26 protein-coding genes are annotated in these 24,556 nt (G+C 73.9%); 14 read left to right on the plus strand and 12 right to left on the minus strand.

The features are described from left to right. The first annotated feature begins 172 nt into the window (after positions 1–172). Positions 173–1,036: a hypothetical protein gene (locus ABZV00_RS24580; protein WP_355609968.1), complete on the plus strand. Its 864-nt coding sequence runs from the start codon at positions 173–175 to the stop codon at positions 1,034–1,036. 60 nt (positions 1,037–1,096) lie between these two features. Here ABZV00_RS24580 and ABZV00_RS24585 read toward each other — a convergent pair whose 3' ends face one another. Then, positions 1,097–1,450 carry a DUF6401 family natural product biosynthesis protein gene (locus tag ABZV00_RS24585; RefSeq protein ID WP_355609970.1) on the minus strand — a complete coding sequence of 118 codons (354 nt, stop codon included), beginning with the start codon at positions 1,448–1,450 and terminating at the stop codon, positions 1,097–1,099. Between the two features lie 162 nt (positions 1,451–1,612). On the opposite strand from ABZV00_RS24585, the gene ABZV00_RS24590 reads away from it, so the two are divergent. Beyond that, positions 1,613–2,062 carry a hypothetical protein gene (locus ABZV00_RS24590; RefSeq protein ID WP_355609972.1) on the plus strand — a complete coding sequence of 150 codons (450 nt, stop codon included), beginning with the start codon at positions 1,613–1,615 and terminating at the stop codon, positions 2,060–2,062. A 2-nt stretch (positions 2,063–2,064) separates the two neighbouring features. Here the strand turns inward: ABZV00_RS24590 and ABZV00_RS24595 are convergent, their stop codons facing one another. Beyond that, positions 2,065–2,274: a hypothetical protein gene (locus ABZV00_RS24595; RefSeq protein WP_328425841.1), complete on the minus strand. Its 210-nt coding sequence runs from the start codon at positions 2,272–2,274 to the stop codon at positions 2,065–2,067. A 158-nt stretch (positions 2,275–2,432) separates the two neighbouring features. On the opposite strand from ABZV00_RS24595, the gene ABZV00_RS24600 reads away from it, so the two are divergent. Next, entirely contained in the window at positions 2,433–3,788 is a 1,356-nt protein-coding gene (locus tag ABZV00_RS24600) for an MFS transporter (RefSeq protein ID WP_355609974.1), read from the plus strand. Here the strand turns inward: ABZV00_RS24600 and ABZV00_RS24605 are convergent. The 4 genes from ABZV00_RS24605 to ABZV00_RS24620 form a co-directional block, all read right to left on the minus strand. Further along, the gene (locus ABZV00_RS24605) at positions 3,746–4,003 is read right to left on the minus strand and encodes a hypothetical protein (protein WP_328425845.1); all 258 of its coding nucleotides are present in this window, start codon (positions 4,001–4,003) and stop codon (positions 3,746–3,748) included. The genes ABZV00_RS24600 and ABZV00_RS24605 overlap by 43 nt on opposite strands. Before the next feature lie 118 nt (positions 4,004–4,121). Further along, positions 4,122–4,583 carry an SRPBCC family protein gene (locus tag ABZV00_RS24610; protein WP_355609976.1) on the minus strand — a complete coding sequence of 154 codons (462 nt, stop codon included), beginning with the start codon at positions 4,581–4,583 and terminating at the stop codon, positions 4,122–4,124. A gap of 52 nt (positions 4,584–4,635) precedes the next feature. Further along, complete coding sequence (locus tag ABZV00_RS24615) at positions 4,636–5,052, minus strand: DUF2795 domain-containing protein (RefSeq protein ID WP_328425849.1); 417 nt, start codon at positions 5,050–5,052, stop codon at positions 4,636–4,638. Between the two features lie 101 nt (positions 5,053–5,153). Then, complete coding sequence (locus ABZV00_RS24620; protein ID WP_355609978.1) at positions 5,154–6,134, minus strand: YihY/virulence factor BrkB family protein; 981 nt, start codon at positions 6,132–6,134, stop codon at positions 5,154–5,156. A 167-nt stretch (positions 6,135–6,301) separates the two neighbouring features. On the opposite strand from ABZV00_RS24620, the gene ABZV00_RS24625 reads away from it, so the two are divergent. After that, positions 6,302–6,703 carry a ChaB family protein gene (locus ABZV00_RS24625; RefSeq protein WP_328425853.1) on the plus strand — a complete coding sequence of 134 codons (402 nt, stop codon included), beginning with the start codon at positions 6,302–6,304 and terminating at the stop codon, positions 6,701–6,703. A gap of 87 nt (positions 6,704–6,790) precedes the next feature. Here ABZV00_RS24625 and ABZV00_RS24630 read toward each other — a convergent pair whose 3' ends face one another. Then, positions 6,791–8,224: an aldehyde dehydrogenase family protein gene (locus ABZV00_RS24630; RefSeq protein WP_355609980.1), complete on the minus strand. Its 1,434-nt coding sequence runs from the start codon at positions 8,222–8,224 to the stop codon at positions 6,791–6,793. A gap of 72 nt (positions 8,225–8,296) precedes the next feature. Between ABZV00_RS24630 and ABZV00_RS24635 the strand changes: the two genes are divergently transcribed. Next, positions 8,297–9,904, plus strand: coding sequence for an NAD(P)/FAD-dependent oxidoreductase (locus ABZV00_RS24635; protein WP_355609982.1), 1,608 nt, complete (start codon positions 8,297–8,299; stop codon positions 9,902–9,904). 64 nt (positions 9,905–9,968) lie between these two features. Here ABZV00_RS24635 and ABZV00_RS24640 read toward each other — a convergent pair whose 3' ends face one another. Together ABZV00_RS24640 and ABZV00_RS24645 are read right to left on the minus strand one after the other, a co-directional pair. Beyond that, entirely contained in the window at positions 9,969–10,736 is a 768-nt protein-coding gene (locus tag ABZV00_RS24640) for a polyprenol monophosphomannose synthase (RefSeq protein ID WP_328425859.1), read from the minus strand. A gap of 213 nt (positions 10,737–10,949) precedes the next feature. Then, a complete protein-coding gene (locus ABZV00_RS24645; protein WP_355609985.1) occupies positions 10,950–11,378 on the minus strand; it encodes an SRPBCC family protein in 429 nt (142 codons plus the stop codon). A 286-nt stretch (positions 11,379–11,664) separates the two neighbouring features. On the opposite strand from ABZV00_RS24645, the gene ABZV00_RS24650 reads away from it, so the two are divergent. The 8 genes from ABZV00_RS24650 to ABZV00_RS24685 are packed head-to-tail and all read left to right on the plus strand — an operon-like array spanning position 11,665 to position 20,259. Then, complete coding sequence (locus ABZV00_RS24650; RefSeq protein ID WP_355610020.1) at positions 11,665–13,242, plus strand: HAD-IIIA family hydrolase; 1,578 nt, start codon at positions 11,665–11,667, stop codon at positions 13,240–13,242. Beyond that, positions 13,239–14,213, plus strand: coding sequence for a glycosyltransferase (locus ABZV00_RS24655; RefSeq protein ID WP_355609987.1), 975 nt, complete (start codon positions 13,239–13,241; stop codon positions 14,211–14,213). Before ABZV00_RS24650 ends, ABZV00_RS24655 begins: the two co-directional genes overlap by 4 nt. Continuing rightward, positions 14,198–15,415 carry a glycosyltransferase gene (locus tag ABZV00_RS24660; protein ID WP_355609989.1) on the plus strand — a complete coding sequence of 406 codons (1,218 nt, stop codon included), beginning with the start codon at positions 14,198–14,200 and terminating at the stop codon, positions 15,413–15,415. Before ABZV00_RS24655 ends, ABZV00_RS24660 begins: the two co-directional genes overlap by 16 nt. Beyond that, positions 15,412–16,113: an SIS domain-containing protein gene (locus ABZV00_RS24665; protein ID WP_355610022.1), complete on the plus strand. Its 702-nt coding sequence runs from the start codon at positions 15,412–15,414 to the stop codon at positions 16,111–16,113. The genes ABZV00_RS24660 and ABZV00_RS24665 overlap by 4 nt, the downstream gene beginning before the upstream one ends. A gap of 16 nt (positions 16,114–16,129) precedes the next feature. Further along, on the plus strand, positions 16,130–17,641 hold the full coding sequence (locus ABZV00_RS24670) for a PfkB family carbohydrate kinase (RefSeq protein WP_355609991.1): 1,512 nt from the start codon (positions 16,130–16,132) through the stop codon (positions 17,639–17,641). Continuing rightward, positions 17,638–18,342 (plus strand): SDR family oxidoreductase, encoded by a 705-nt coding sequence (locus ABZV00_RS24675; RefSeq protein WP_328425869.1) that lies wholly within the window; start codon positions 17,638–17,640, stop codon positions 18,340–18,342. The genes ABZV00_RS24670 and ABZV00_RS24675 overlap by 4 nt, the downstream gene beginning before the upstream one ends. Beyond that, entirely contained in the window at positions 18,339–19,292 is a 954-nt protein-coding gene (locus ABZV00_RS24680) for a glycosyltransferase family 9 protein (protein WP_355609994.1), read from the plus strand. The genes ABZV00_RS24675 and ABZV00_RS24680 overlap by 4 nt, the downstream gene beginning before the upstream one ends. Continuing rightward, a complete protein-coding gene (locus tag ABZV00_RS24685; protein WP_355609996.1) occupies positions 19,276–20,259 on the plus strand; it encodes a DNA topoisomerase IB in 984 nt (327 codons plus the stop codon). Before ABZV00_RS24680 ends, ABZV00_RS24685 begins: the two co-directional genes overlap by 17 nt. A 162-nt stretch (positions 20,260–20,421) precedes the next feature. Here the strand turns inward: ABZV00_RS24685 and ABZV00_RS24690 are convergent, their stop codons facing one another. Both ABZV00_RS24690 and ABZV00_RS24695 read right to left on the minus strand, forming a co-directional pair. Next, a complete protein-coding gene (locus tag ABZV00_RS24690; RefSeq protein WP_355609998.1) occupies positions 20,422–21,456 on the minus strand; it encodes a helix-turn-helix domain-containing protein in 1,035 nt (344 codons plus the stop codon). A 10-nt stretch (positions 21,457–21,466) separates the two neighbouring features. Then, a complete protein-coding gene (locus ABZV00_RS24695; protein ID WP_355610000.1) occupies positions 21,467–22,228 on the minus strand; it encodes a TetR/AcrR family transcriptional regulator in 762 nt (253 codons plus the stop codon). Positions 22,229–22,309: 81 nt separating this feature from the next. Between ABZV00_RS24695 and ABZV00_RS24700 the strand changes: the two genes are divergently transcribed. Next, entirely contained in the window at positions 22,310–23,941 is a 1,632-nt protein-coding gene (locus ABZV00_RS24700; protein ID WP_355610002.1) for an MFS transporter, read from the plus strand. Between the two features lie 90 nt (positions 23,942–24,031). On the opposite strand, the gene ABZV00_RS24705 is transcribed toward ABZV00_RS24700, so the two are convergent. Further along, positions 24,032–24,535: a hypothetical protein gene (locus tag ABZV00_RS24705; RefSeq protein WP_355610004.1), complete on the minus strand. Its 504-nt coding sequence runs from the start codon at positions 24,533–24,535 to the stop codon at positions 24,032–24,034. Positions 24,536–24,556 lie beyond the last annotated feature (21 nt).

Raw genomic sequence — 24,556 nt, forward strand, 5'->3', positions numbered from 1 at the left:
GACCGCATCCGATCATGCCCGTGGGCCGTGGCGTGCCCCGTCGCGGTGTCTGTTCGGGCAGTTCAGGGTCGCTGTCCGGCGACTTGTCGGAAAAAACGCGGCGAGTTGCGCGGACTGCCGTACCGGTGGCCGGGTATGCGCCCGGCGGAGTCCATGCGACAGGAGGGACATCATGCTGAAAACCCTCGCGGTCGGGCAGGCCGACATCGGTGACGCCATCGCCGACACCTGGAGGTCGGTGCTGCTCTTCATCCCGAAGGCCGTCGCCTTCATCGTGATCCTCGTGGTCGGCTGGCTCATCGCCAGAGCGGTCCTGAAAATCGTGGACGCGGCCCTGGAACGGGTGAACTTCGATCGGGCGGTCGAACGCGGCGGCATCAAACGAGCGTTGGAGAGGACGAAGTACGACGCCAGTGACATTCTGGCCAGACTGGCGTACTACGCGGTACTGCTGTTCACGCTGCAGTTCGCGTTCGGGGTCTGGGGACCCAACGCGATCAGTGACCTGATCGCCGGCGTGGTGGCCTGGCTGCCGCGCGCTTTCGTGGCGATCATCGTCGTGGTGGTGGCGGCCGCGATCGCGAGCGCCGTCCGCGATCTGGTCACCGGGGCGCTGGGCGGGCTCTCGTACGGCAAGGTCCTGGCCGATCTGACGGCGATCTTCATCATCGCGCTCGGCGTGATCGCCGCGCTGAACCAGGTGGGTATCGCCACCACGGTGACCACGCCGGTGCTGATCGCGGTGCTCGCCACGGTGGCCGGCATCCTGATCGTCGGTGTCGGTGGTGGCCTGGTGAAGCCCATGCAGAGGCGCTGGGACGGCTGGCTGGACCGCGCTGCCGAGGAGGCTCGGGCGGTGCAGCAGCAGCGTCAGGCCACGACGGCCGGGCGCGGCGACGTGGAGCGGCAGATGGCTGACCGTGGGGGCGACCGCACCCAGGCCATGCCGCGGGTCGACGAGCAGTCGACGATGGCCGGTGGGCGCGGCACGTACCAGTCCGGTGCGGCCGACGAGACCCAGCAGTACCGCCCGTAGCGGGACGGCACGGCCGGTGGGGAGGGTGTCCGCGTGTCGCGCGGGCGCCCTCTCCGCGTGTCAGGCCCGGTCGAGCGAGCGGGCCAGCGCGCAGACCGCGAGCAGCCGGGTGAGCAGCCACTCCGGCTCACTCCAGTCCACCGGGCCGCTCGGCAGCGTCCACCCGTGCTCCAGTGCGGCCGTGCGGACCCCCTCGGCGTAGCCGGCGAGGGCCGCAGTGGTCAGCGGGCGGCGGTCCCCGTCGAGGCTGTCCCGCACGGCGGCCGCGTGCTGGTCGACCAGGGCCAGCAGCCCGGGCCGCGCGGCGGCGGCGGCGAGCCCGACGGTGCCCACGGAGACGGTGAGGGCGGCCAGGCTGGACCGCGCCGAGTCGACGGCGGAACGGGCGGCGACCCGGGTGAACGGCACACGCATGGTGACCGAGGCTAACCGACCGGTCACCGGGTCGACCTCGGCCGCTCGGCGGGTGTCGGGTACGCCACTGGCCGATTCGGGCTGGCCGTGGGGGTTGATCCGGCACAGACGGGGCAGCAGGAGAACCACCCGCACACGACGGCACAGGGCACGGAGGCACGGATGGGACAGCAGGCGGACCGGCCGGACGAGCAGCACCGCCGGCCGGCCGGGGTGAGCGACGAGACCGTCGCCGCGCTCGGCAAGCTCAGCGAGGCGCTGGAGTGCGTGGAGCGGGCCCGTGGGCACCTCTACTCACTGCACCAGCTGATCGGGCACGCCGACCTGATGCTCGACGACGCGGTGGAGCTGTTCCGCGCCGCCGGGCACCCACAGATCGCCGACCGGATCGACACCGAGCTGCTGGGCCGCAACGTCATCGCCGGTCGGTGGACGTTCCAGATCGTCGAGGACTTCGACGACGGCTACCACGCGCTGTTCCAGGAGTTGGACCAGCGGGCCCGTGACGAGCTGGTGGGCGGGCGGCGGCACCTCTACGAGGCGGAGATGAAGGAGCGCCGCCGCAGCCCGGGCCGGCCGGGGCATGAGGCCCGACCGGGCACCGAGGGCTAGGGCTAGTCGCCGGTCGCGTCGGCCGGGCGCCGCCGCGCGGCGTCGTCGGCGATGATCACGGTGGCCACCATGAGCGCGACGCAGAGGCTGAACAGCCACGACTCGTCGGCGACGAGCCAGGCGGACACGGGCGCCTGGAGCGCGGCGAGCATGAAGCCGAGCCAGGCGAGCCGGCGCTGACGCGGGGAGAGGATTCCGGAGCCCTGATGCATCCCGAAATTCTTACGCGCATCGGCTGGATTGCCGTCCTCCGATCGGCCGATTCTGGATGAGCTGTCCGTTTTCTCGACCGTCCGGACATCACTTCTTATCGCGACGAGCGGTCGGCCGGAGGTGGCGCTAGGGTGCGGCTGCGGCAGGATGGGGTCCCGTGTCCACCGCGCCCGCGCCACCCCGCGCCTCGTTGCTCCTGCTGGCCTACCTCGCCTTCGTCAGTCTCGGCCTGCCCGACGGGCTGCTCGGCGTCGGCTGGCCCTCGATCCGGGCCGACTTCGGCGTACCGACCGAGGCGGTCGGGCTGTTGCTCACCGCGGGCACCGTCGGCTACCTCACCTCCAGCGTGCTGGCCGGGTTCACGCTGGCCCGCGTCGGCGTGGGCGCGTTGCTCGCCGGCAGCACCCTGCTGGCCAGCCTGGCGCTGACCGGGTACTCCCTGAGCCCCGGGCTGGCCGTGCTGGCGGGCTGCGCGCTGGTGCTCGGGCTGGGCTCTGGCGCGATCGATTCCGGGCTCAACGCGTACGCCGCCGGGGCCTTCGGCCCGCGACACATGAACTGGATGCACGCCTTCTTCGGCCTGGGCGTGGCGATCGGCCCGCTGATCATGACCGGGGCGTTGAGCGCGGGGCTGTCCTGGCGGTGGGGGTACGGCATCGTGGCCGCCGCCCAGATCGCCCTCGCCACCGCGTTCGCGCTCACCGTGCGGGCCTGGCGGCGCGGCATCCCGGGCCCCGCCGAGTCGGTCGGGACATCACCCGCTTCGTCCGCCCCGCCGGCGGTCCGGGTCCCGATCCTGGCGACTCTGCGGCTGCCGGCGGTCTGGTCGGGGGCGCTGGCCTTCGCGCTGTACGTGGCCATCGAGGTGGCCGCCGGGCTGTGGGCGTTCCTGCTGCTGACCGACGGGCGCGGGCTGAGCGCCGTGGTGGCCGGCGGCTGCGTCTCCGCGTACTGGGGCAGCCTCTTCGTCGGTCGGGTGGTGCAGGGCGTGGTGGCCGAGCGGCTGGGGGCCACGTTGGTGCTGCGCGCCAGCCTGGCCGGGATGGCCGTCGGCGCGGCGCTGATCGCCGTACCCGGGCCGGCCGCGCTGGCCGTGCTCGGTCTGGTCGTGGTCGGATTCGCCGCCGCGCCGGTGTTCCCGCTGCTCACCCTGACCACCGGCGACCGGGTCGGCGCGGCGCACGCGGACCGGGCCATCGGGCTCCAGATCGGCGCCGCCGGTGTCGGTGCCGCGCTGGTGCCGGCCGGGCTTGGCATGCTGATCGGCAACACGTCTGTGCAGGTGCTCGGCTCGGCCCTGTTGGTGCTCGCGCTGGCGCTGATCGCGCTGTACGAGCTGGGCGCCCACCGGTCCGCCGGCCGGCGCGGCCCGGAACAGCCCGGACCCGATGGGCCCGCGCCCGTCGAGCCCGGGCCGGATCAGCCCGGGACGCCCGTTCGGTCCGGGACCGGTCAGGTCGGCGGGGACGGTCAGACGTCCGGTCCGGTACGGCCGGTGGTCGACGGGCGGTAGGCGCGCTCCGGGTCGGTGGGCTCCCGGCCGGCGCCCTCGGCCTGCCCGCCGCGGTCCGCCGCCGCCGGTCCATGCCCGAACGCGGCCTCCTCGCCGGCGTCGTTGCCGGTCACGTCGTCGGCCTGCCCGTCGAGGCTGGAGCCCGACACGGCGCGTTCCAACTCCTCCAGCGGAAGTCGTTCCTCGTCCCGCCACACCCTGTTGTCGTCGGTCATGCCTACAGCGGTACCCGGGCGCGATGATCGCAAACGGTCACCGCCCGGCCGGGGCCGGCCCGAGACACGGCGATGGCCGCCGGGGACTCCGGCGGCCATCGCGGATCGGTGCTCAGGATCAGGGCTGCGGCCGGTCCACCGTGCCGCGCCAGGCGCCGGTCTCCTGACCGCGCCGCTCGATGAAGGTCTTGAACCGCTCCAGGTCACCCTTGGCACGCCGGTCCACGATGCCGAGCTTGTCACCGGCCTGCTCGATCACCCCGTGCGGCTCGAACTCGAGCTGGAGGGTGATCCGGGTCTTGTCCTGGTCCAGCCGGTGGAAGGTCACCACGCCGGCCTGCTCGGTGCCGCCGGTGGAGCGCCAGGCGACCCGCTCGTCGGGGAGCTGCTCGGTGATCTCGGCGTCGAACTCGCGCTTCACCCCGGCGATGTCCACCGTCCAGTGGGTCATCGTCTCGGAGAGCTGCCGGACCTCCCGGACGCCCTCCATGAACTCGGGGAACTCCTCGAACTGCGTCCACTGGTCGTACGCGGTGCGCACGGGCACGGAAACATCGACATGTTCGGTCACGCCACTCATCAGGAAACCTCCTTCGATCGCCGGTTGTCGTCCGGATCGGGGGACGATCCGGTCACCAGCGGGTTGTCTCGTTCTTGTTGCCGAGCGCGGCCCACACCTCGGAGATCGTCTGGTACCGGGTGCCCTCGGGCAGCCGTTCCAGCGCCGCCACGATGTCGTCCGGCGCATCGTTGTCCCGCGCGTTGGCGACCAGCGCCGCGCGGTCGCCGGGCAGGGCGCTCATCGTGATGAACCGTCCGAGCCGACTGCGCTGCTCGACGTCCTGCGAGCTCATGCCGTTGGGCGCGCCGGTGCGCAGATCACCGGCCGGGGCGGTGGTCGTCTCCGGCTGGTCCTCGCCGGCCGGCTCCGGCACCCGCGACTCGTCGACGCGAGAGCCACCGGTCCCCGGCCCCTGTACGAGGCCGCTGACCTCCTGGCTCATCTGATCGTCGATCCTCGGTCCGTGCTTGCTGTTGCCACGCTCCATGCCTTCTGCGCTACCCGGCACCCCGCCAGGTAAACCGGCACCTGGTCACGAACCGGCCCTCGGACCGGCCCAGGAACGGACACCCGGCCCCGAACCGGTGGTCAGGAGTCCGCCGGCTGGCGGGGAGGGAGCACCGGCTCCTCCGGGTCGGGGTCGCCGGCCTGCAACTGCCGGCCACGCTGCACCTCGGCGTTGATCTGCACCCCCAGCATCAGCGCCGAGTTGGACAGGTAAAGCCAGACCAGGAACGCGATGATCGCCCCGAGGCTGCCGTAGGTGGCGTCGTACGAGCCGAAGTTGGCCACGTACAGGCCGAAGCCGAAGGAGGCCACCGCCCAGGCGACCAGCGCCACCGCGCCACCCGGCGTGAGCCAGCGGAACCGGGGCTGCTGAACGTTCGGCGCGATCCAGAACAGCAGTGACAGCAACACCATCATGATCAGGGCGAGCACCGGCCACTTGGCCACGCTCCACACCGTGCGGGCCAGCCCGCCCGCGTTGATCAGGTCGCCGACCGCGTCGGTCACCGGACCGCTGACGATTAGCCCGAGGGCGACGACCGCCAGCAGCACCAGCGAGACGGCGGCCAGACCGATCTGCAACGGGCGCAGCTTCCACACCGGCCGCCCCTCCTGCACCCCGTAGACGGCGTTGGAGGCCCGGGTGAACGCGCCGATGAAGCCCGACGCCGACCAGAGCGCGCCGAGCAGACCGAAGCTGAGCAGCGCCTTCGCCGAGCTCTCCTGGACCACCACCGCCCGGATGACCTCGACCATGCTGTCGTCGGCCACCACCGACCCGGCGCCCATCTGGGTGGCCAACTCGACCACCGTGTCCACGGTCTGCTCGCCGTTGGAGACCAGGCCGACCAGCGCGACCACCATGATGGTGGACGGAAAGAGCGCCAGCACCCCGTAGTAGGTCAGCGCGGCGGCCCAGTCCGAGCAGTTGTCGGTGACGAAGTTGCGGACGCTGCGGACCAGCACCCCACGCCAGGTCCGCCAGTTGAGCTGCCGCATCCGCCGGGGCAGTGGCGTGCCCTGTGCGCCGCCGAGTGCCGTACCGGGCTCCATGGTCGTCATGCCCGCTCCCTGTGCCCCGGCCGTCGGATGACCGGTCATCCGGTCGGGCCTGGCCCGGCCGGTACCCACACCGGGAAATCGACAAACGCGGCGCCCGCCGCGCAGGGTTTGCCGCCCGGTCACCGGGGAACGGTCACAGTGACCCTGTCGACACGGAGGAGGACGAGATGCCCGGGCGCGAGGACTTGCCCAGCACGCTGCGACGCTCCCCGGATAAGGCGCAGCGCACCTGGGAGAAGACGCACGACTCGGCGGTGGAGACCTACGGCGAGGGGGAGCGGTCGCACCGCACCGCCTTCGCCGCGGTCAAGCACGAGTTCGAGAAGGTCGGCGACCACTGGGAGCCAAAGGGCCGCAAGGGCCCGAGCGACCGCCAGGCCGCCGGCGGCGGGCCGGAACGGCGGGCACCCACCGCGGGTGGGGTGGACGCCAACGCCAGCAAGGACCACCTGATGTCGGTGGCCCGCAAGCTGGACGTACCCGGCCGGTCCAGCATGACGAAGCCGGAGCTGGTCACGGCGATCGAGAAGGCCAACGACCGGGCCACCCGCAAGGCGCGCGGCGACTGACCGCCGCGACGCCGGCGGCGGGCCCGCGACGGCGGCACAGCGAGGCGGTACGGGCGGACGCGGCATCCCCGCGCCCGCCCGTACCGCTCACCAGTGCCCGCCGCCGGGGGCCTCGATGTGCACCGCCTTCGTGGCGGTGAACTCGTCCAGCAGCTCCGGGCCGTACCCGAAGCCCTGTCCGCTGGCCCGGCGCGGGTGCGCGGCGCCGCCCGGTGCGCCGCCGAACACTGAATTGACCTTCACGGTGCCCACCGGTAGCTCCCGCCAGGCCCGCTGCGCGTGGCTCATCGACGCGGTCAACACCGTGGCGGCCAGCCCGTACGGGGAATCCGCCGCGCAGCGCAGCGCCTCGTCGAACGAGTCGACCACCACCACCGGGGCGACCGGCCCGAAGGTCTCCTCCCGCACCAGCGGCATGTCGTGCCGGCAGTCGGTGACCACGGTGGCCGGGTAGAACGACCCCGGCCCGTCCGGCAGCTCCCCGCCGGCACACACGCGCGCGCCGGCCGCCACCGCCGCCGTCACCTGCCCGTGCACGTGGTCGCGGTGCCGCCGGTCGACCAGCGGGCCCAGCTCGGTGCCCGGGTCCCGGCCCGGCCCGACCCGCAGCGCGTCGGCCCGCCGCACCAGCGCCGCCACGAAGTCGTCGGCCACCTCCCGATGCACGTAGATCCGCTCGACGGCGACGCAGATCTGCCCCGCGTTGGCGAACGCGCCCAGCGCGGCCTGCCCGGCCGCCCAGTCGGCGTCGACACCCGCGTCGACGACCAGCGGATCACTGCCGCCGTTCTCCAGCAGCACCTTCGCGCCGGTGCGGGCCGTGGCGGCGGCGATCGCCCGCCCGGTCGCGGTGGAGCCGATGTGCGCGACCACGTCCACCTCCTGGCCGGCCAGCTCCGCACCGACCTCCGGCCCGCCGGTGAGCAACGACAGCACCCCGGCCGGCAGCGCCTGGTCCAGCGCGCGGGCCAGCAGCCAGCCCGTCGCCGGGGTGCGTTCGCTGGGCTTGAAGAGCACCACGTTGCCGGTGACCAGGGCCGCGCCGAGCAGCCCGCAGGAGACCGCCACCGGGTCGTTCCAGGGGGTGATCGCGGCCACCACCCCGCGCGGCTGCGGGGTCATGAAGTCCAGCGCGTCCGATTCGCCGTGCAGCGTCCGCCCGCCCCGCAGTGGGGCCAGCTCCGCGTACTGTCGCAGGGTGCTGACGCCCGCCTCGACGCCGCCACGGGCATCCGCCAGCGGCTTGCCCATCTCCGCGGTGACCGCCGCCGCCAGCTCCTCGGTGACCGCCGCCACCGCGTCGGCGGCCCGGTGCAGCGCCGCCGCCCGTGCGGCCGGCCCGGTCGCCGCCCACTCCGCGGCCGCGTCGCGCGCCGCCCCCACCGCCTTGCCGACCTCGTCGGCCGTGGCCACCGGCGCCTTGCTGACCGGCGAACCATCCGCCGGATCATGGACGACCAGTTCGCCGCCCGCACCACCCGCGCCCCACACCCCGCCCACCAGCTGCGTAACCGTGTACATGCGGCGCTGGATGCCCCGGCCTCGACGGGACAAACGCGTTTCGCCCGGTTGCACGTCGGGTAGGCGGATCGGATGACCACCACCGGCGCGGAGAGCGCGGACGCCGTCGTCGTCGGGGCCGGCCACAACGGCCTGGTCGCGGCCAACCTGCTGGCGGACGCCGGGTGGGACGTGGTGGTGCTCGAGGCGACTGCGGTGCCCGGCGGGGCGGTCCGCTCCGCCGAAGTGACCGCGCCCGGCTACCTCAGCGACCTCTACAGCTCGTTCTACCCCCTCGGGTACGCCTCGCCGGTGCTGCGCGGGCTCGACCTGGACCGGTACGGGCTGTCCTGGCGGCACTCGCCGGACGTCCTTGCGCACCTGCTGCCGGACGGCCGGGCCGCGGTGATCAACCGGGACGCGGACGTCACCGCCGCCTCCCTGGAGCAGTTCGCCCCCGGCGACGGCAAGCGCTGGCTCAACGCGTACACCGACTGGCTCCAGGTGGCCGAGCCGATGCTGGAGACCATCACCACGCCGTTCCCGCCCGTGCGGGGTGGGCTCGGCCTGCTGCGCCAGCTGCGGATCGCCGGCGCGCTGCGGCTGGCCCGGCGGCTGGTGGTGCCGGTCCGCAAGCTCGGCGACGAACTCTTCGACGGCCCCGGCGGGCCGGCGCTGTTGGCCGGCTGCGCCCTGCACACCGACCTGTCCCCGGAGGACGCCGGCTCCGGGGTGTACGGGTGGCTGCTGGCCATGCTCGGCCAGCAGGTCGGCTGGCCGGTGCCCGACGGCGGCGCACAGCAGATCACCAACACGCTGGTGGCCCGGCTACAGGAGCGCGGCGGGCGGATCCTCTACGGCGCCCGGGTCGACCGGGTGCTCACCGCCCGGGGCAGGGCGATGGGAGTGCGTACCGCGGGTGGCGCGCTGTGGCGGGCCCGTCGGGCCGTACTCGCCGACGTGCCGGCGCCAGCGCTCTACCTTGACCTGGTCGGCGCGGCGGTGCTGCCGTCGCGGTTGGTGGAGGACCTGGCGCACTTCCGGTGGGACGGTTCGACGCTGAAGGTGGACTGGGCGCTCTCCGCGCCGGTGCCGTGGACGAACCGGCAGCTCGTTGGCGCCGGCACCGTGCACCTCGGCGCCGACCTCAACGGGCTGACCCGCTACGCCGGTGAACTGGCCCGCGGTGAGCTGCCGCGCGACCCGTTCCTGCTGCTCGGGCAGATGTCGGTGGCCGACCCGAGCCACTCCCCACCGGGCACCGAGTCGCTCTGGTCGTACACCCACCTGCCGTTCCGCCGGGACTGGCGGGCCGAGGACGTCGCCGGGCACGTCCAGCGGATGGAGGACGTGCTGGAGGCGGCGGCCCCGGGTTTCCGGCAGCTCATCGTCGGCCGGCACGTGGCCGGGCCGGCCGACCTGGAGAAGGGCAACCCGAGCCTGGTCGGCGGCACGCTCGGCGGTGGCACCGCCGCCGCGTACCAGCAGCTGTTCCTGCGCCCGATCCCCGGCTTGGGCCGGGCGGACACCCCGGTGGACCGCCTCTTCCTGGCCAGCGCGTCGGCGCATCCCGGCGGCGGGGTGCACGGCGCGCCCGGCGCGAACGCGGCCCGCGCGGCGTTGGCCCGGGACCGCGCGCTCACCGGCCGCGCCTACGCCGCCGCCATCGGTGCCGCGCACCGCGCCGTCTACCCGGACTGAGCGCCCGCCCGACCCGGCATCCCGCCTCCGTCAGACGCGCAGGCGGGATGCGCGGGTCAGCGGGTCAGCGGGTGATGTTGCGGTGCTTGCTGCGCAGGCGAAACGGCATCAGCGCGCTCTCCACCTTGGTCGCGGTGGTCATCTTGGACTCACCGTCGCGCCGCTCCTCGAAACGGATCGGCACCTCCAGGATGGTGTGCCCCAGCTTGGTGGCCAGGTAGTGCATCTCCACCTGGAAGCTGTAGCCGTTGGACTGCACCCGCTCCAGGCCGATGTCCCGCAGCGCGTCGGCCTGCCAGATCTTGAAGCCGGCGGTCAGGTCCCGGATCCGCACCCGCAGCAGGGTGTGCACGTAGAGGTTCGCCCAGCCGCTGAGGGCCCGGCGGTACAGCGGCCAGTTCTCGTCCAGCTCGCCACCGGGCACGTAGCGGGAGCCGATCACCACGCCGGCCTGGGTGGAGAGCAGCGCGCCCAGCATCCCCGGCAGCGCCTCCGGCGGGTGGGACAGGTCGGCGTCCATCTGTGCCACGTACTCGGCGCCGCTCTCCAGCGCCCGCCCCATCCCGTCCACGTATGCCCGGCCCAGGCCCTCCTTGCCGGCCCGGTGCACCACCTCGATTCGATCCGGGTGCTCGATGGCCAACTTGTCGGCCACCTCACCGGTGCCGTCGGGGGAGTTGTCGTCGGCGACGAGGATGCGTAGCCCCGGCAGCGGCAGCGCGAGCAGCCGCTCGACCAACGCCGGGAGGTTGCCCGCCTCGTTGTAGGTGGGCACCACGACGGTCAGGCGCGCGTCCCGCCACGGTGACGGGAGCTGCACGGGCTCGATCATGTCGGACATCCTCGGTTTGCGGACAGGGCTACCTGAGAGGGTAGCCAGTTGCCACATCGAGGTTCAAAAGGCTCCCCTTCCGGGCGTTGCGGACGGCGTTGCTCCGCTGCGTACGGGCATTGTGTCGCAGGGTGCGGGCGCTGCCGTTCAGCGCCGGCGGCGGGCCACTGCGGTGCGGGCCAGCGCCAGGCCGGCGCTCGCGCCGCTCTGGCGTCACTGCGACCCCTTCTGCCGGGTCGCGATGTCGGACAGTCGCCTGAGCGTCTCGCGGTTACGCAGGTGCAGCACCAGGTCGTTGAGCTTGTTCTGGACCCAGCGCAGCGGGCCGGCGGCGAAGTCCTCGCCGATGCGGACCCGGGTGGCGCCCTCGCCAACGGGTTCCAGGGTGAAGGTCACGATCGCCTCGCCGGCCGGCCAGAGACCGGCCCGCAGCACGAGCCGGCGCGGTGGCTCGCAGGCCAGCACGGTCGAGGCGTCCTGCAACGAGAACGGCCACGGCCCCGCCCGGTGGTGCAGCTGGCTGCCCACCCGGGGCCAGGCCTCGTCCACGTCCCGCACGTGTGCCGTCCCGACCACCCAGTCGCTGTACGTCCACCCGTCGGCCAACACATCGAACACCTGCTGCGCGGGAGCTTCGATCACTTTCTCCACAATCGCCACCGTGATCCCATACCCGCACCTCTGCCGAGGCTAACGAGCCGCCGGGTTAGCTTCTCCGGGGCGGCGGGTAAGGCCGGGTCGGGGCAGCCGTCGGCGGCGCTGGCCCCACCCTGCCGACGCCTCGACGGTGACGTTTACTCCTCGGGGCGCAGGGAACCCGCCGGCTGTGCGACAGGACCAGGAGGATCCGGATCAGCGCAGGTCAGCCCGGGTTTACGCCGGTGCTGACCGGGCCGGTTCCGGGCCGCTCGGGGGCCCTCGGCCCGTCCTGTACGACGCGGTGTTGCTGGATCGGGACGGCACTCTGATCGAGGATGTGCCGTACAACGGTGATCCGGAGAAGGTGCGGCCGGTGCCGGGCGCGCGGGCGGCGTTGGACCGGTTGCGGGCAGCCGGGTTGAGGTTGGCCGTGGTGACGAACCAGTCGGGCCTGGCCCGGGGCTACTTCACCGGTGAGCAGATGCGCGCGGTGCACGCCCGGGTCGAGGAGCTGCTGGGTCGCTTCGACGCCTGGTTGATCTGTCCGCACGACGACGCCGACGACTGTGACTGCCGCAAGCCGGCTCCCGGGCTGGTGCACGCCGCCGCCCGGGAGTTGGGGACGAGCGCGTCGCGGTGCGTCATGGTGGGCGACATCGGCCGGGACGTTGCCGCGGCGCTTGCCGCCGGAGCGGCGGGCGTGCTGGTGCCCACCCCGGTGACCCGACCGGAGGAGATCGCCGCCGCCGGCTGGGTGGCCTCCGATCTGCCGTCGGCCGTGGCGGAGATCCTGCGCCGCCAGCAGGCGGTCCACTCGGTGCCCGATCGAGTGGGCGGGCGGGTGGGCACGGCGCTGGTGGTGCGGTCGGACTCCGCCGGGGACGTGCTGGTCACCGGGCCGGCGATCCGCGCCGTGGCGGCCGGCGCGGAGCGGGTGGTGCTGCTGTGCGGGCCACGAGGACGCGCTGCGGCGGACCTGCTGCCCGGAGTTGACGAGATCATCGAGTTTCCGCTGCCGTGGATCGACCCGACGCCGGGGCCGGTGGACCCGGAGGCGATGCGGAGCCTGACCGCGCGTCTCGCGGGGGTCGGCGCGGACCAGGCGGTGGTGTTCACCTCGTTCCACCAGTCCGCACTGCCGCTGGCGTTGCTGCTGCGGATGGCGGGCATCGGCCGGATCGCCGCGATCAGCGACGACTATCCGGGCTCGCTACTGGACATTCGCCACCGGGTGCCCGTCGGCGTTCCCGAACCCGAACGCGCCCTGTCCCTCGCCGCCGCCGCCGGCCACCGGCTGCCCCCCGACGACGAACCCGTGCTCCGGCTCCGGCCGGACGCCGTGGTCCCCCGGCCGACCGGCCTCGGCGACCCCGGCTACGTGGTGCTGCACCCCGGCTCGGCCGCGTCGAGCCGGGCCTGCCCGCCCGCGTTGGCGGCCCAGATCGCCGAGGCGCTGACCGCCGCGGGGCACCGGGTGCTGGTCACCGGCGGCCCGGACGAGCGTGCGGTCACCGCCCAGGTCGCGGCGGCCGGCGGCACCGACCTGGGTGGCCGTACCGACCTGGCCGGGCTGGCCGGTATCGTCGCCGACGCCGGTGCGGTGGTGGTCGGCAACACCGGGCCCGCGCACCTGGCCGCCGCAGCCGGGGTGCCGGTGGTGAGTCTCTTCGCACCGACCGTCCCGTTCGGACAGTGGGGGCCGTACCGGGTGCCCACCGTCCGGCTCGGCGACGCCGGAGCGCCCTGCCGGGACACCCGGGCGGCCCGCTGCCCGATCCCCGGGCACCCGTGCCTGAGCGGCGTCGACCCGGCTGAGGTGGTCGAGGCGCTGCGGGTGCTCGCCGTCAGCGGTGGTGGCGGCCGATGAACGTCCTGCTCTGGCACGTGCACGGCTCCTGGACCACGTCGTTCGTGCACGGCAACCACCGCTACCTGATCCCCACCACACCCGACCGCGGCCCCTACGGCCTCGGCCGGGCCCGCACCTATCCCTGGCCCGACACCGCCATCGAGGTCAGCCCCGACGACCTGCCCGGCACCGACGTCGACCTGGTCATCCTGCAACGCCCGGAGGAGGTCGACCTCGCCGAGAAGTGGCTGCACCGCCGTCCCGGACAGGACGTCCCCGCCATCTACGTCGAACACAACACCCCCAAGGGCGACGTCCCCAACACCCGGCACCCGATGGCCGACCGCGACGACCTGCTCATCGCCCACGTCACCGGCTTCAACCAGATCTTCTGGGACACCGGCACCACCCCCACCACAGTGGTCGACCACGGCATCGTGGCACCCACCGTGTCCTACACCGGCGAGCTGGACCGACTCGCCGTGGTCATCAACGAACCCATCCGGCGAGGCCGCGTCACCGGCACCGACCTGCTGCCCCAGTTCGCCCAGATCGCACCGCTGGACGTCTACGGCATGGGCGTCACCGGCCTCGCCGACCACCTCGGTCTGAGCCCCGACCGGGTCGTCAGCCACGACGACGTACCCCAGGACCAGATGCACGCCGAACTGGCCCGACGCCGCGCCTACCTGCACCTGTGCCGCTGGACCTCCCTCGGACTCAGCCTCATCGAGGCGATGTCCATCGGCATGCCCGTCGTCGCCCTCGCCACCACCGAGGCCGTGACGGCCGTGCCCCCGGAGGCGGGGGCTCTCGCCACCCGGATGGACACCCTGCTCGACGCCGCCCGTCGGTTCATCGCCGAGCCGGCGGCAGCGCGTCAGGCCGGCGCGGCGGCACGGACCGCCGCGCGTGACAGGTACGGCCTCGACCGTTTCCTCGCTGACTGGGACCGGCTGCTGGAGGAGGAAGTATGCGGATCGCGATGATCTCGGAGCACGCCAGCCCGCTCGCCATCCTCGGAGGGGAGGACGCCGGCGGCCAGAACACGCACGTCGCGGAGCTGTCCGCCGCACTCGCCGCCGCCGGGCACGAGGTGAAGGTCTACACCCGCCGTGACGCGCTCGACCTGCCGGTGACCGTCCGCAGCCCGGACGGGTACGACGTGGTGCACGTACCAGCCGGCCCGGCCGAGCCGGTGGCCAAGGACGCGCTGTTGCCGCACATGCGGGAGTTCAGCCGTTGGCTCATCGAGCGGTGGCGGGGCGGGGACTGGGTGCCCGAGGTGATCCACGCGCACTTCTGGATGAGTGGCCTGGCCGCGCTGACCGCCGGTCGGCAGACCGGGGTGCCGGTGGTGCAGACGTACCACGCGCTGGGCACCGTGAAGCGCCGCTACCAGGGCGTGCAGGACACCAGCCCGGCCCGGCGGGTGTCCTACGAGCGGGAGTTGGGCCGCTCGGTCGACCGGGTGGTCGCGCAGTGCCGCGACGAGGTCGGCGAGCTGGTCCGGATGGGGGTGCCCCGGTCTCGGATGACCGTCGTTCCCTCCGGGGTCAACCTCACCACGTTCTCGCCGTTCGGGCCGGCGGCGGACCGCGAGCCCGGTCAGGCCCGGATCCTGACCGTGGGCCGGCTGGTCGAGCGCAAAGGCTTCCAGACGGTGGTCCGCGCGATGGAGCTGGTCCCGAACGCCGAGTGCGTGGTGGTCGGCGGCCCACCCGAAGGGCTGCTGGAGACCGACCCGTACGCCCGGCGGTTGCGGGCGCTGGCCGAGTCGTGCGGGGTGGCCGACCGGGTACGGCTGGTCGGCGCGGTGCCCCGGGAGGAGATGGGCCGCTGGTACCGCTCCGCGGACCTGCTGGTCGCCGCCCCCTGGTACGAGCCGTTCGGGTTGACCCCACTGGAGGCGATGGCCTGCGGGGTGCCGGTCGTCGGCACCGCCGTGGGCGGGATCCGCGACACCGTGGTCGACGGGACGACCGGTCTTCTCGTACCGGCCCGGGACCCGCGCGCCCTGGCCGCCGCGATCCAGCGGCTGCTGGACGACCGGATCCGGCGTTTCACGTACGCCACCGCGGCCCGCGAGCGGGTCCGGTCGCGGTACTCGTGGGCGGTCACCGCCGAGCGGCTGGCGGAGGTCTACGGCGAGGTGGCCGCGGTGCGTCGGCCGACCCGGGTGGTGGCCTGATGCCGGCGGGCACCCTGCTCGACACCCACCTGACGAATCTCGCCGCGGCGCTGGCGCCCTATCGGGGGTGCGAGCCACAGCTCGCGCGTTGGGGTGCGCAGTTGGCGCGCCGGCTGGCCGCCGGCGGGCGGTTGCTGGTCGCCGGCAACGGCGGCAGCGCCGCCGAGGCCCAGCACCTCACCGCCGAACTCGTCGGCAAACTCCACCACGACCGCCAACCACTCTCCGCCATCGCCCTGCACGCCGAAACCAGCGCCCTCACCGCCATCGCCAACGACTACGGCTACACCGACGTCTACGCCCGCCAGGTCCGCGCCCACGGCCGACCCGGCGACATCCTCCTGCTCCTCAGCACCAGCGGCACCAGTGCCAACCTCCTCACCGCCGCCCATGCCGGCCGCGACGCCGGCCTGGTCACCTGGGCGCTCACCGGGCCCGCCCCCAACCCCCTCGCCGACGCCTGCGACGACGTGCTCGCCGTCGGGTCCCCCGACACCCAGGTCGTCCAGGAACTGCACCTGGTCACCAGCCACCTGCTCTGCGAGTACGTCGAACAGGAATTGCCCGCCGCGCTGGCCGCGTCCACCCAGCCCGCGCCGGCCGAGCCCGCCCCGGCCGGTCGGCTCCCATCCGGGCCGGTGCGTACCGGGGTCGAGGTGGTGCTCGACGGCGGGACCGGACAGCAGGTCGACGCGTGAGGATGAGGAGGCAAGCGTGAGGGGACCCGTGGTGGTAATCGGGGACACCCTGCTCGACCGGGACGTGGAAGGGGTGGTGAACCGCCTCTGCCCGGACTCCCCGGTGCCGGTGCTCGACGAGACCTCGGCCATCGACCGGCCCGGTGGCGCCGGCCTGGCGGCGGTCTTCGCGGCCGCACAGGGCGCCGAGGTGGTGCTGGTGACCGCGCTCGCCGACGACGCTGGCGGCGCCCGGCTGAGCTCGCTGCTCGCCGCCGCCGGGGTGCAGGTGTATCCGCTGGCCCTGGCCGGCGCGACGCCGGAGAAGATCCGGCTGCGGGCCCGAGGCCGGGTGCTGCTGCGCCACGACCGCGGCGTCGCGCCCGGCGAACCGGGCCAGCCCTCCGACGAGGTGCTGCGGGTGATCGGCGCGGCATCGGCGGTGCTGGTCAGCGACTACGGCCGGGGGGTGGCGCGGCAGCCCGCGCTGCGCGCCGCACTGGCCGCCACCCGCGCGCCGGTGGTGTGGGACCCGCACCCGCGCGGACCGGCCGCGGTGCCCGGCGTGCACCTGGCCACACCGAACGAGTCGGAGGTACGCGAGCTGGTTCCCACCCTGCCCGGGGCGTCCCGGTTGGCGACCGCCTCCCGGGGCGCCCAGGGGCTGCGCCGGCGCTGGCGGGCCGGCGCGGTCGCGGTGACCCTGGGCGGGGACGGCGCGCTGCTCTGTCACGCCGGATCGACGCCGCTGGTGGTGCCCACCCCGGGCAGCGCCGAGGGGGACACCTGCGGGGCCGGCGACCGGTTCGCGGCCGCCGCCAGTCTCGCGCTGGCTCAGGGCGCGCTGGTCTCCGAGGCGGTGCAGGCCGCGGTCGCCGAGGCGTCCGCGTACGTGGCCGGTGGGGGAGTGGCCGCGGCACTGCCGCAGTCGGGAACGAGAGGCGGCCCGGTGAGCACCGGCGTGGTCGGCTCGGGTGGTGATCGGGTGGGTGTCGCGGCGGTCGCCACACTGCTCGCCGACGTGCGCGCCTCCGGCGGCACGGTGGTGGCCACCGGCGGCTGCTTCGACCTGCTGCACGCCGGGCACGTTGCCACCCTGCAGGCCGCCCGGCAGTTCGGCGACTGCCTGATCGTCTGCGTCAACTCCGACGCCAGTGTGGCCGGGTTGAAGGGGCCGGAGCGGCCGGTGATGTCCGAGGGCGATCGCAGCCGGTTGCTGGCCGCGCTGAGCTGTGTGGACGCGGTCATGATCTTCGACGAGTCGACCCCGGACGCGGCGCTGTCCTGGCTGCGCCCGGACATCTGGGTCAAGGGCGGGGACTACGCCACCGGCGGCGGAGACGCCGCGACGCTGCCCGAGGCGGAGGTCCTGCGCCGGTGGGGCGGTCACACGGTGGTGGTGCCGTACCTGGACGGCCGGTCCACCACCGACATGATCGCCCGCTCCGGGCACGCCACCGGCGCGTGCTGCACCGTCGCCCAACCGGTGGAGCAGGACGGGTTCTCCGCGCCGTCGTCGGCCACGCCCGGCGGGGAGCGGACGCGATGACTGCCACGTCACCCGGTGCCGGGCCGACCGTGCTGGTCACTGGCGGCTCCAGCGGGCTCGGTGCAGCGGTGGTCGCCGCGGTGGCCGCCTCCGGTGGCCGGCCACTCGTGCTGGACCGGCGGCCGCCGGCCGACGACGGGGTGTCCTGGACCGAGTGCGACCTGGCCGACACCCGGGCCGCCGAGGTGGCCACCCGGCACATCGCCGAGCAGGCCGGTGGCGTGGACGCGGTGGTCACCGCCGCCGGCATCGACGTGCCGGGCCGGCTCGCCGACGTGCCGGGGGAGACCTGGGACCGGATCATCGCCGTGGACCTGCTGGCCACCGCCGCGGTGATCCGGGCCGCCCTGCCGTTCCTACAGATCTCCCGGGGCCGCATCGTCACCGTCGCCTCGACGCTGGGCGTGAAGGCGGTCAGTGACGCCACCGCGTACTGCGCGGCGAAGTTCGGCGTGGTCGGCTTCACCCGCGCACTCGCCGCCGAACTCGCCGGACAGGTCGGCGTCACCCTGCTCATCCCGGGCGGAATGCGGACTGCCTTCTTCGACGAGCGCGACCCGCAGTACAAGCCAGGGGCGGACGCCATCCTCAACGATCCCGCCGACACCGCCGCCGCCATCATGTTCGCCCTCAGCCAGCCCTCCGGCTGCGCGGTACGCGAACTGGTGGTCTGCGCCGAGCAGGAGACCTCGTACCCGTGATCCTCGTCCTGCGCGCCCTCGGCGTCGGCGACCTCGTCACGGCGGTGCCCGCACTGCGGGCGCTGCGCGCCGCGTACCCCGATCGGGAGCTGGCGCTCGCCGCGCCCGCCTGGCTGGCCCCGCTGGTCGACCTGGTCGGCGGCGTCGACCACCTGGTCGACACCGCCGGGTTGGATCGACCGGCGTGGCCCGGCCCGGCTCCGGAGGTCGCGGTGAACCTGCACGGGCGCGGCCCGCAGTCGCACCGGCTGCTCGCCGCCGCCAGACCCGGGCGGCTGCTCGCCTTCGCCAACCGGGACGCCGGTTTCACCGCCGGCCCGCGGTGGGTCGCCGACGAGCACGAGGTGGATCGGTGGTGCCGGCTGCTGTCCTGGTACGGGATCCCGGCCGACCCCGGGGACCTCGCGCTGCGCCGGCCCGTGCCGGCCGGGCTGCCCACCGGCGCCACCGTGCTGCATCCCGGCAGCAAGATTCCCGCCAAGCGCTGGCCCGCCGAGCGGTTCGCCGCGCTGGCCCGGGCGCTCACCGACCGGGGGCACCGGGTGCTGCTCACCGGATCGGCCGACGAGCGACCGCTGGCCGCCCGGGTGGCCGACGCGGCCGGCCTGCCGCCCACCGCCGTGCTGGCCGGCCGGACCGACCTCGGCGCGCTGGCCGCGCTGGTAGCCGACGCCCGACTGGTGGTCAGTGGGGACACCGGTGTGGCCCACCTGGCCACCGGCTACGGCACGGCCTCGGTGGTGCTCTTCGGGCCGGTGCCGCCGGCGCACTGGGGGCCGCCGCCGGACCGGCCCCGGCACCGGGTGCTCTGGGCCGGCGAGGGGGACCGGCCCAGGTGGGACGGGGTGGGAAGCCATCCGACCTTGGCGGCCGTGCACCTCGACGAGGTGTTGGCCGCCGTGGCTGAGGTGGAACGGGTGGTGCGGGTCTCCGGTGCGGTTGCGGCGTAGTGATCCGGGTCGGCCCGGATACGGCCGTCGACGGCGCGGCAAGGGGTGGCTCTTCGTCGACCCGGCCGGCGCCCCGGTCAAGGACCCCGACGTCCTGGCCCGACTGCGCGAGCTGGTCATCCCGCCGGCCTGGCAGGGCGTCTGGATCTCGCCGTACCCGAACGGGCACATCCAGGCGACCGGCGTCGACGCGGCCGGGCGCAAGCAGTACGTGTACCACCCGCTGTGGCGGGAGAAGCAGGACGAGGCGAAGTTCGACCACATGCTGGAGGTGGCCCGGCGGCTGCCGGTGTTGCGCGAGCGCGTGGGGCGCGACCTGGACGGCCGGGGGCTGGGTCGGGACCGGGTGCTGGCCACCGTGGCCCGGCTGCTGGACATGGGAATGTTCCGGGTCGGCAGCGACCAGTACGCGGCCGGCGACGAGCCGACGTTCGGGGTGTCCACCCTGCGCCCGGAGCACGCCCGGACCCGAGGCGGCTGTGTGGTCTTCGAGTTCCCCGCGAAGGGCGGCATCGAGCAGGTGCGCCGGATCGAGGACCCGGAGCTGTGCCAGGTGCTGACCAACCTGCGCCGTCGCCGACGGGAGGCGGACCGGCTGTTCGGCTACTGGGACGGTCGGGAGTGGCGCGACGTGCGCAGCGACGAGGTCAACGGCTACCTGCGCGATGCCAGCGGCGGGGAGATGACGGCCAAGGATTTCCGCACCTGGCACGCCACCGTGCTCGCCGCCACCGAGCTGGCCACCGTCGGCCCGGCGCGCTCGATGACCGCCCGGCGCAAGGCCGTGGTCGCGGTGATGCGCGCGGTGGCCGACTTGTTGGGCAACACCCCCACGGTGGCGCGTGCATCCTATGTGGACCCCCGTGTGGTCGACCTCTACCACGACGGGATGGTGGTGCCGGTGGATCCGCGGGCGCCGCGGGAGGAGGTCGAACGGGTCGTGTTGGAGCTGCTGGAGAAGGCCTGACCGGCCCCGCCGACGTTCCTGGGGAGAGAGCGACGGGACCGGGGTCTCGGCTTGGCGAGCGGAGGTGACACCGGGCGGCCGCCCGCCGCGGCATGGCGGCGGGCGCCTCGCCACGGCCCCCGTTGGCGGCCGACCAGGAGCTCGGGTCGGCCGCGCTGCCTCTCAGTCTGCCCGCGACGAGTTGACCGTGGACGCCGGGCGGTTGACGATCCGCGCCGGATCCGGATAGCCCTCGCGGTACGCCTGCGGGCTCAGCCCGTAGGCGCCCCGGAACACCCGGCTGAAGTGGGCCTTGTCGGGAAACCCCAAGCGCGCGGCGATGGTCTGCACGGACTGGGTACGCAGCGCCGGGTCGGTGAGGTCGCGCCGGCACCGCGCCAGCCGCAGATCCCGGATGTACGACGCCACGGTGGACTCCTCGCCCTCGAACAGTCGGTGCAGCGAGCGCAGCGAGATGTGGTGGGCGTCCGCGACGGCCTGCGGGCTGAGTGCCGCGTCGCCGAGGTGGCGGTGGACGTACGCCTGCACCTGGGTGACCAGCGCGCGGCGGCGTACCTCGGTGGGCACCTCGTCCTCGGCGAGCAGGTGCCGTCCGAGCATGGTGGTGGCCAGGTCCAGCCCCACCGCGCCGAGCCGGCTGGCGTCGGCGGCGTGGTACTGCTCGGGGTGCCCGGTGACCTGGAGCAGGAACTGCGCCAGCAGCGCCCCGATTCCCTCGCTGCCGGACATCCGGCCGCCGTAGAGCGCGGCCATCCGCTGCGGCGGCAGCGGCAGCGCGGCGTGCGGAATCAGCGTGATGATCGAGGTGGCCTGGTCCCGTTCCGGCTCGGTCGCGTGGTGACAGACGTCGTGCGGGCGGGAGGCGTCGTAGAAGGTGAACTCGCCGGCCTGGATCTCGCTGTGGCGACCGTTCTGACTGGACGTGCCGACGCCGCCGGTGGTGAGGGCGAGCACGTACAACTCCGGGTCGGAGCGACGGACCAGCTTGCGGGTGCGGGTGGCGTCCAGCGAGGGGTACTGGTACTCGACCAGCTGGATCGGGCCGAGGTCGATGAAGTCGGCGCGGGCGGCGAAGTCGTCGGTGTGCGCGGACCGGATCCGCAGCGGCGCCGAGGTGCGCGCGACCAGGTCGAGCCACATCCCGAACCGCTCACCTGGCGGCAGGACGGTGGTGTCGACGGTGTCCCGGTGCAGCATCCGGCGCTCCTCAGACCGCTCGCCGCCGGATCAGGGCCTCGATGCCGTCGAGGATCCGGTCGAGGCCGAAGGTGAACTCCTCGTCCAGGTCGTCGTCCTGGTGCAGCACGCCGGAGGTCAGCACCCGGTGCAGCGCCGGGAAGCGGGCCGGGTCGATGAGTCGACTGAGCATCCGGCCGTACGCCGGCATCATCTCGCCCGGCTTCATGCCGGCGGCCCGGCTGCCCTCGGCGATCTGCGTGGTGAGGGTGGCCTCGTTACGGACGTACCCGGTGATCAGCAGCAGTGTCGACATCTGCTCGCCCTCGGCCAGCGCGGTGCCGTCGAGGCAGCGCAGCCCGTCCTCCATCCAGCCGAGCGTCTGGGGGGTGATCGGCGGGCCGGTGATCGGCACGTGCAGCAGCCAGGGCCGCCGCCGCAGCACGTCGTGCTCGGCCCAGGCCCAGCGGGTGAGGCCGGCGCGCCAGTCGGCGTCCGGTGCGGCGGGACCGGGCGGCGGGCCGTACCCGGCGTCCACCATGAGCATCAGCAGCTCGTCCTTCGAGCCGATGTGCCGGTAGAGGGCCATGGTGGCGGCGCCCAACTCCTTGGCCACCCGGCTCATCGAGACGGCCGCCAGCCCGTCGGCGTCGGCCACGCGCACGGCGGCGTCCACGATGCCGCTCACGGTCAGCCCGGGCCGGGGCCCCTTGGGAGGCCGCTCGCGCAGCCCCCAGGCGCTCTCGATGGCCGGCGGGATCACCGGGCCGCTGTCGTCTGTCTTCGCCGCCACATTTCCTCCTTGCCTCGCCATCCTAGTTCTGCGTATGGTCTACGCAGAACAGCGTACGCCATACGCAGAAGGAGTCTTCCCATGACAGCGACGACCGCACCGGCACCGCGCGCGGGCCGGCGGGAGTGGATCGGGTTCACGGTGCTGATGCTGCCGCTGCTCCTGGTCTCGATGGACGTGTCGGTGCTCTACTTCGCCGTCCCGTTCATCAGCGAGGAACTGCGCCCCACCGGCACCCAGCAGCTCTGGATCTTCGACATCTACGGCTTCGTGCTGGCCGGGCTACTGATCACCATGGGCGCCCTGGGCGACCGGATCGGCCGGCGCCGATTGCTGCTGATCGGCGCCGCCGCGTTCGGGGCGGCGTCGCTGCTAGCCGCGTACGCCGACAGCGCCGCCACCCTGATCGCCGCGCGCGCCGTGCTGGGCGTGGGCGGGGCGACCCTGATGCCCTCCACGCTCGCCCTGGTGCGCAACATGTTCCACGACGCCAAGCAGCGTGGCACCGCGATCGGCATCTGGACCGCCACGCTCACCGGCGGCATCGCGATCGGTCCGGTGCTCAGCGGCATCCTGCTGGAGCACTTCTGGTGGGGCTCGATCTTCCTGATCAACATTCCGGCGATGCTGCTGCTGCTCCTGCTCGCCCCGGTCCTGGTGCCCGAGTTCCGCAACCCGACGGCCGGGCGGTTCGACCTGGTCAGCGCGGTGCTGTCGCTTGGCGCGCTGCTGCCGGTGATCTACGGCATCAAGGAGATGGCCCGGGACGGCGTCACTGCCGCTCGGGTGCTGGCCATCGTCGCTGGCCTGCTGGTCGGGGCGCTGTTCCTGCACCGGCAGCGGACCCGGGCGTACCCGATGATCGACCTGGCGCTGTTTCGCCGTCGGGGCTTCGCCGGGTCGCTCGCGGTCAACCTGCTGGCGATGTTCGCCCTGGTCGGCTTCGCCATCTTCACCACCCAGCACCTCCAGTCGGTGCTCGGCCTGAGCCCGCTGCGGGCGGCACTGTGGAGCCTGGTGCCGTCGCTGGCGGTGGGCGGAATCGCCCCGGCCGCCGCCGCGCTCGCCCAGCGCATCGAGCGGGCGTACCTGATCGGGACGGGTTTCGGGATCGCCGTGGTCGGCTTCGTGGTGCTCACCCGGGTCACCCCGGAGTCGCCGCTCTGGCTGCTGCTGCTCGGCGCCAGCATCTACGCCGCCGGGCTGGTCATGGTGATGTCGCTGGTCACCGAGCTGGTGCTCGGCGCGGCGCCGCCGGAGCAGGCCGGTGTCGCCTCGGCGCTGACCGAGTCCAGCAGCGAGTTGGGCGGCGCGCTCGGGATGGCGATCCTGGGCAGCGTGGGTGCCGCGGTCTACCGGCGCGAGGTCCTCGACGGCCTGCCCGCCGGGCTGCCGGGGGATGCCCGCGACGCGGCCCGGGAGACGCTGGGCGGTGCGCTGGCGGTGGCCGACGGGCTGCCGGCCGAGCTTGGCGACGCGGTGCTGCACGCCGCCCGGCTGGCGTTCACCGACGGGCTGCACCTCGCCGCGATCGCTGCCATGGTGGCGATGCTGCTGGGCGCGGTGACCGCGCTGGTCGCGCTGCGCGGAGCCCGGCCGGGCGACCCCGCAGTGCTGGCCGCCGACCCGGTCCCGGTCCCACCGGCTGTGGCCGGGACGGCGGTGCAGCGGACGCCGACCCCGACCGGTCCGGGTGGTCCGGCGGCGTCGTGACCGGCGGAGCAGAGCGGCCGCCCGGTGGTCCGCCCGTGCGGGGGACCACCGGGCGGCCGCCCGGTTGGCTGTTGTCGGGTGGTTCGTCGGTCAGTCGGTGAGTACGTGCGCGAGCCGGTCGCGGAAGCGCCGCTCGGAGTCGCTGACCGACTCGCCGCCGAGGCCGAGCAGCCCGCCGCTGGAAGCGGCGCCCACCACCTGCTCGGCGATCTTCACCAGCCAGTGCTTGTACGCTCCAGCCGCACCCTCGTCGACCCGCGTGCCCAGCAACGCGGCGGCCTGGCCGGCCCGAAGCAGCACGTCGTCGATCATCGCCCGCGGGTCGGCGGGCGCGATGACCGGCAACTCCTCGCCGGTCTCCGGGTCGCCGACCCGGGTCACGATCTCGCCGGCCACAGCGGCGACCAGCGGGCTGGCCGACTCCCGGCCAGCGGCGATGGTCTCCAACCCGGCCGCGTTCTCCGCCATGGTCCGGCGGGTGCCGTCGGACTCGGCGGCGCTCGCCGCGGTCAGCACCGACTGAGGTAGGCCGACCAACAGCCCCCACTCCTCGTCGGAGAAACCGAAACCGGTGTACGCCGGCTGCTCGATCACGGCAACGCCCCTTCCACCCTG

It is taken from the genome of Micromonospora sp. NPDC005173 (assembly GCF_040608515.1).
Classification (GTDB): Bacteria; Actinomycetota; Actinomycetes; order Mycobacteriales; family Micromonosporaceae; genus Micromonospora.

Coding starts and splice junctions, on each gene's coding strand:
- ABZV00_RS24580 (WP_355609968.1), top strand. CDS start 173: ATGCTGAAAACCCTCGCGGTCGGGCAGGCCGACATCGGTGACGCCATC.
- ABZV00_RS24585 (WP_355609970.1), bottom strand. CDS start 1,450: ATGCGTGTGCCGTTCACCCGGGTCGCCGCCCGTTCCGCCGTCGACTCG.
- ABZV00_RS24590 (WP_355609972.1), top strand. CDS start 1,613: ATGGGACAGCAGGCGGACCGGCCGGACGAGCAGCACCGCCGGCCGGCC.
- ABZV00_RS24595 (WP_328425841.1), bottom strand. CDS start 2,274: ATGCATCAGGGCTCCGGAATCCTCTCCCCGCGTCAGCGCCGGCTCGCC.
- ABZV00_RS24605 (WP_328425845.1), bottom strand. CDS start 4,003: ATGACCGACGACAACAGGGTGTGGCGGGACGAGGAACGACTTCCGCTG.
- ABZV00_RS24610 (WP_355609976.1), bottom strand. CDS start 4,583: ATGAGTGGCGTGACCGAACATGTCGATGTTTCCGTGCCCGTGCGCACC.
- ABZV00_RS24615 (WP_328425849.1), bottom strand. CDS start 5,052: ATGGAGCGTGGCAACAGCAAGCACGGACCGAGGATCGACGATCAGATG.
- ABZV00_RS24620 (WP_355609978.1), bottom strand. CDS start 6,134: ATGACGACCATGGAGCCCGGTACGGCACTCGGCGGCGCACAGGGCACG.
- ABZV00_RS24625 (WP_328425853.1), top strand. CDS start 6,302: ATGCCCGGGCGCGAGGACTTGCCCAGCACGCTGCGACGCTCCCCGGAT.
- ABZV00_RS24630 (WP_355609980.1), bottom strand. CDS start 8,224: ATGTACACGGTTACGCAGCTGGTGGGCGGGGTGTGGGGCGCGGGTGGT.
- ABZV00_RS24635 (WP_355609982.1), top strand. CDS start 8,297: ATGACCACCACCGGCGCGGAGAGCGCGGACGCCGTCGTCGTCGGGGCC.
- ABZV00_RS24640 (WP_328425859.1), bottom strand. CDS start 10,736: ATGATCGAGCCCGTGCAGCTCCCGTCACCGTGGCGGGACGCGCGCCTG.
- ABZV00_RS24655 (WP_355609987.1), top strand. CDS start 13,239: ATGAACGTCCTGCTCTGGCACGTGCACGGCTCCTGGACCACGTCGTTC.
- ABZV00_RS24660 (WP_355609989.1), top strand. CDS start 14,198: ATGCGGATCGCGATGATCTCGGAGCACGCCAGCCCGCTCGCCATCCTC.
- ABZV00_RS24675 (WP_328425869.1), top strand. CDS start 17,638: ATGACTGCCACGTCACCCGGTGCCGGGCCGACCGTGCTGGTCACTGGC.
- ABZV00_RS24690 (WP_355609998.1), bottom strand. CDS start 21,456: ATGCTGCACCGGGACACCGTCGACACCACCGTCCTGCCGCCAGGTGAG.
- ABZV00_RS24700 (WP_355610002.1), top strand. CDS start 22,310: ATGACAGCGACGACCGCACCGGCACCGCGCGCGGGCCGGCGGGAGTGG.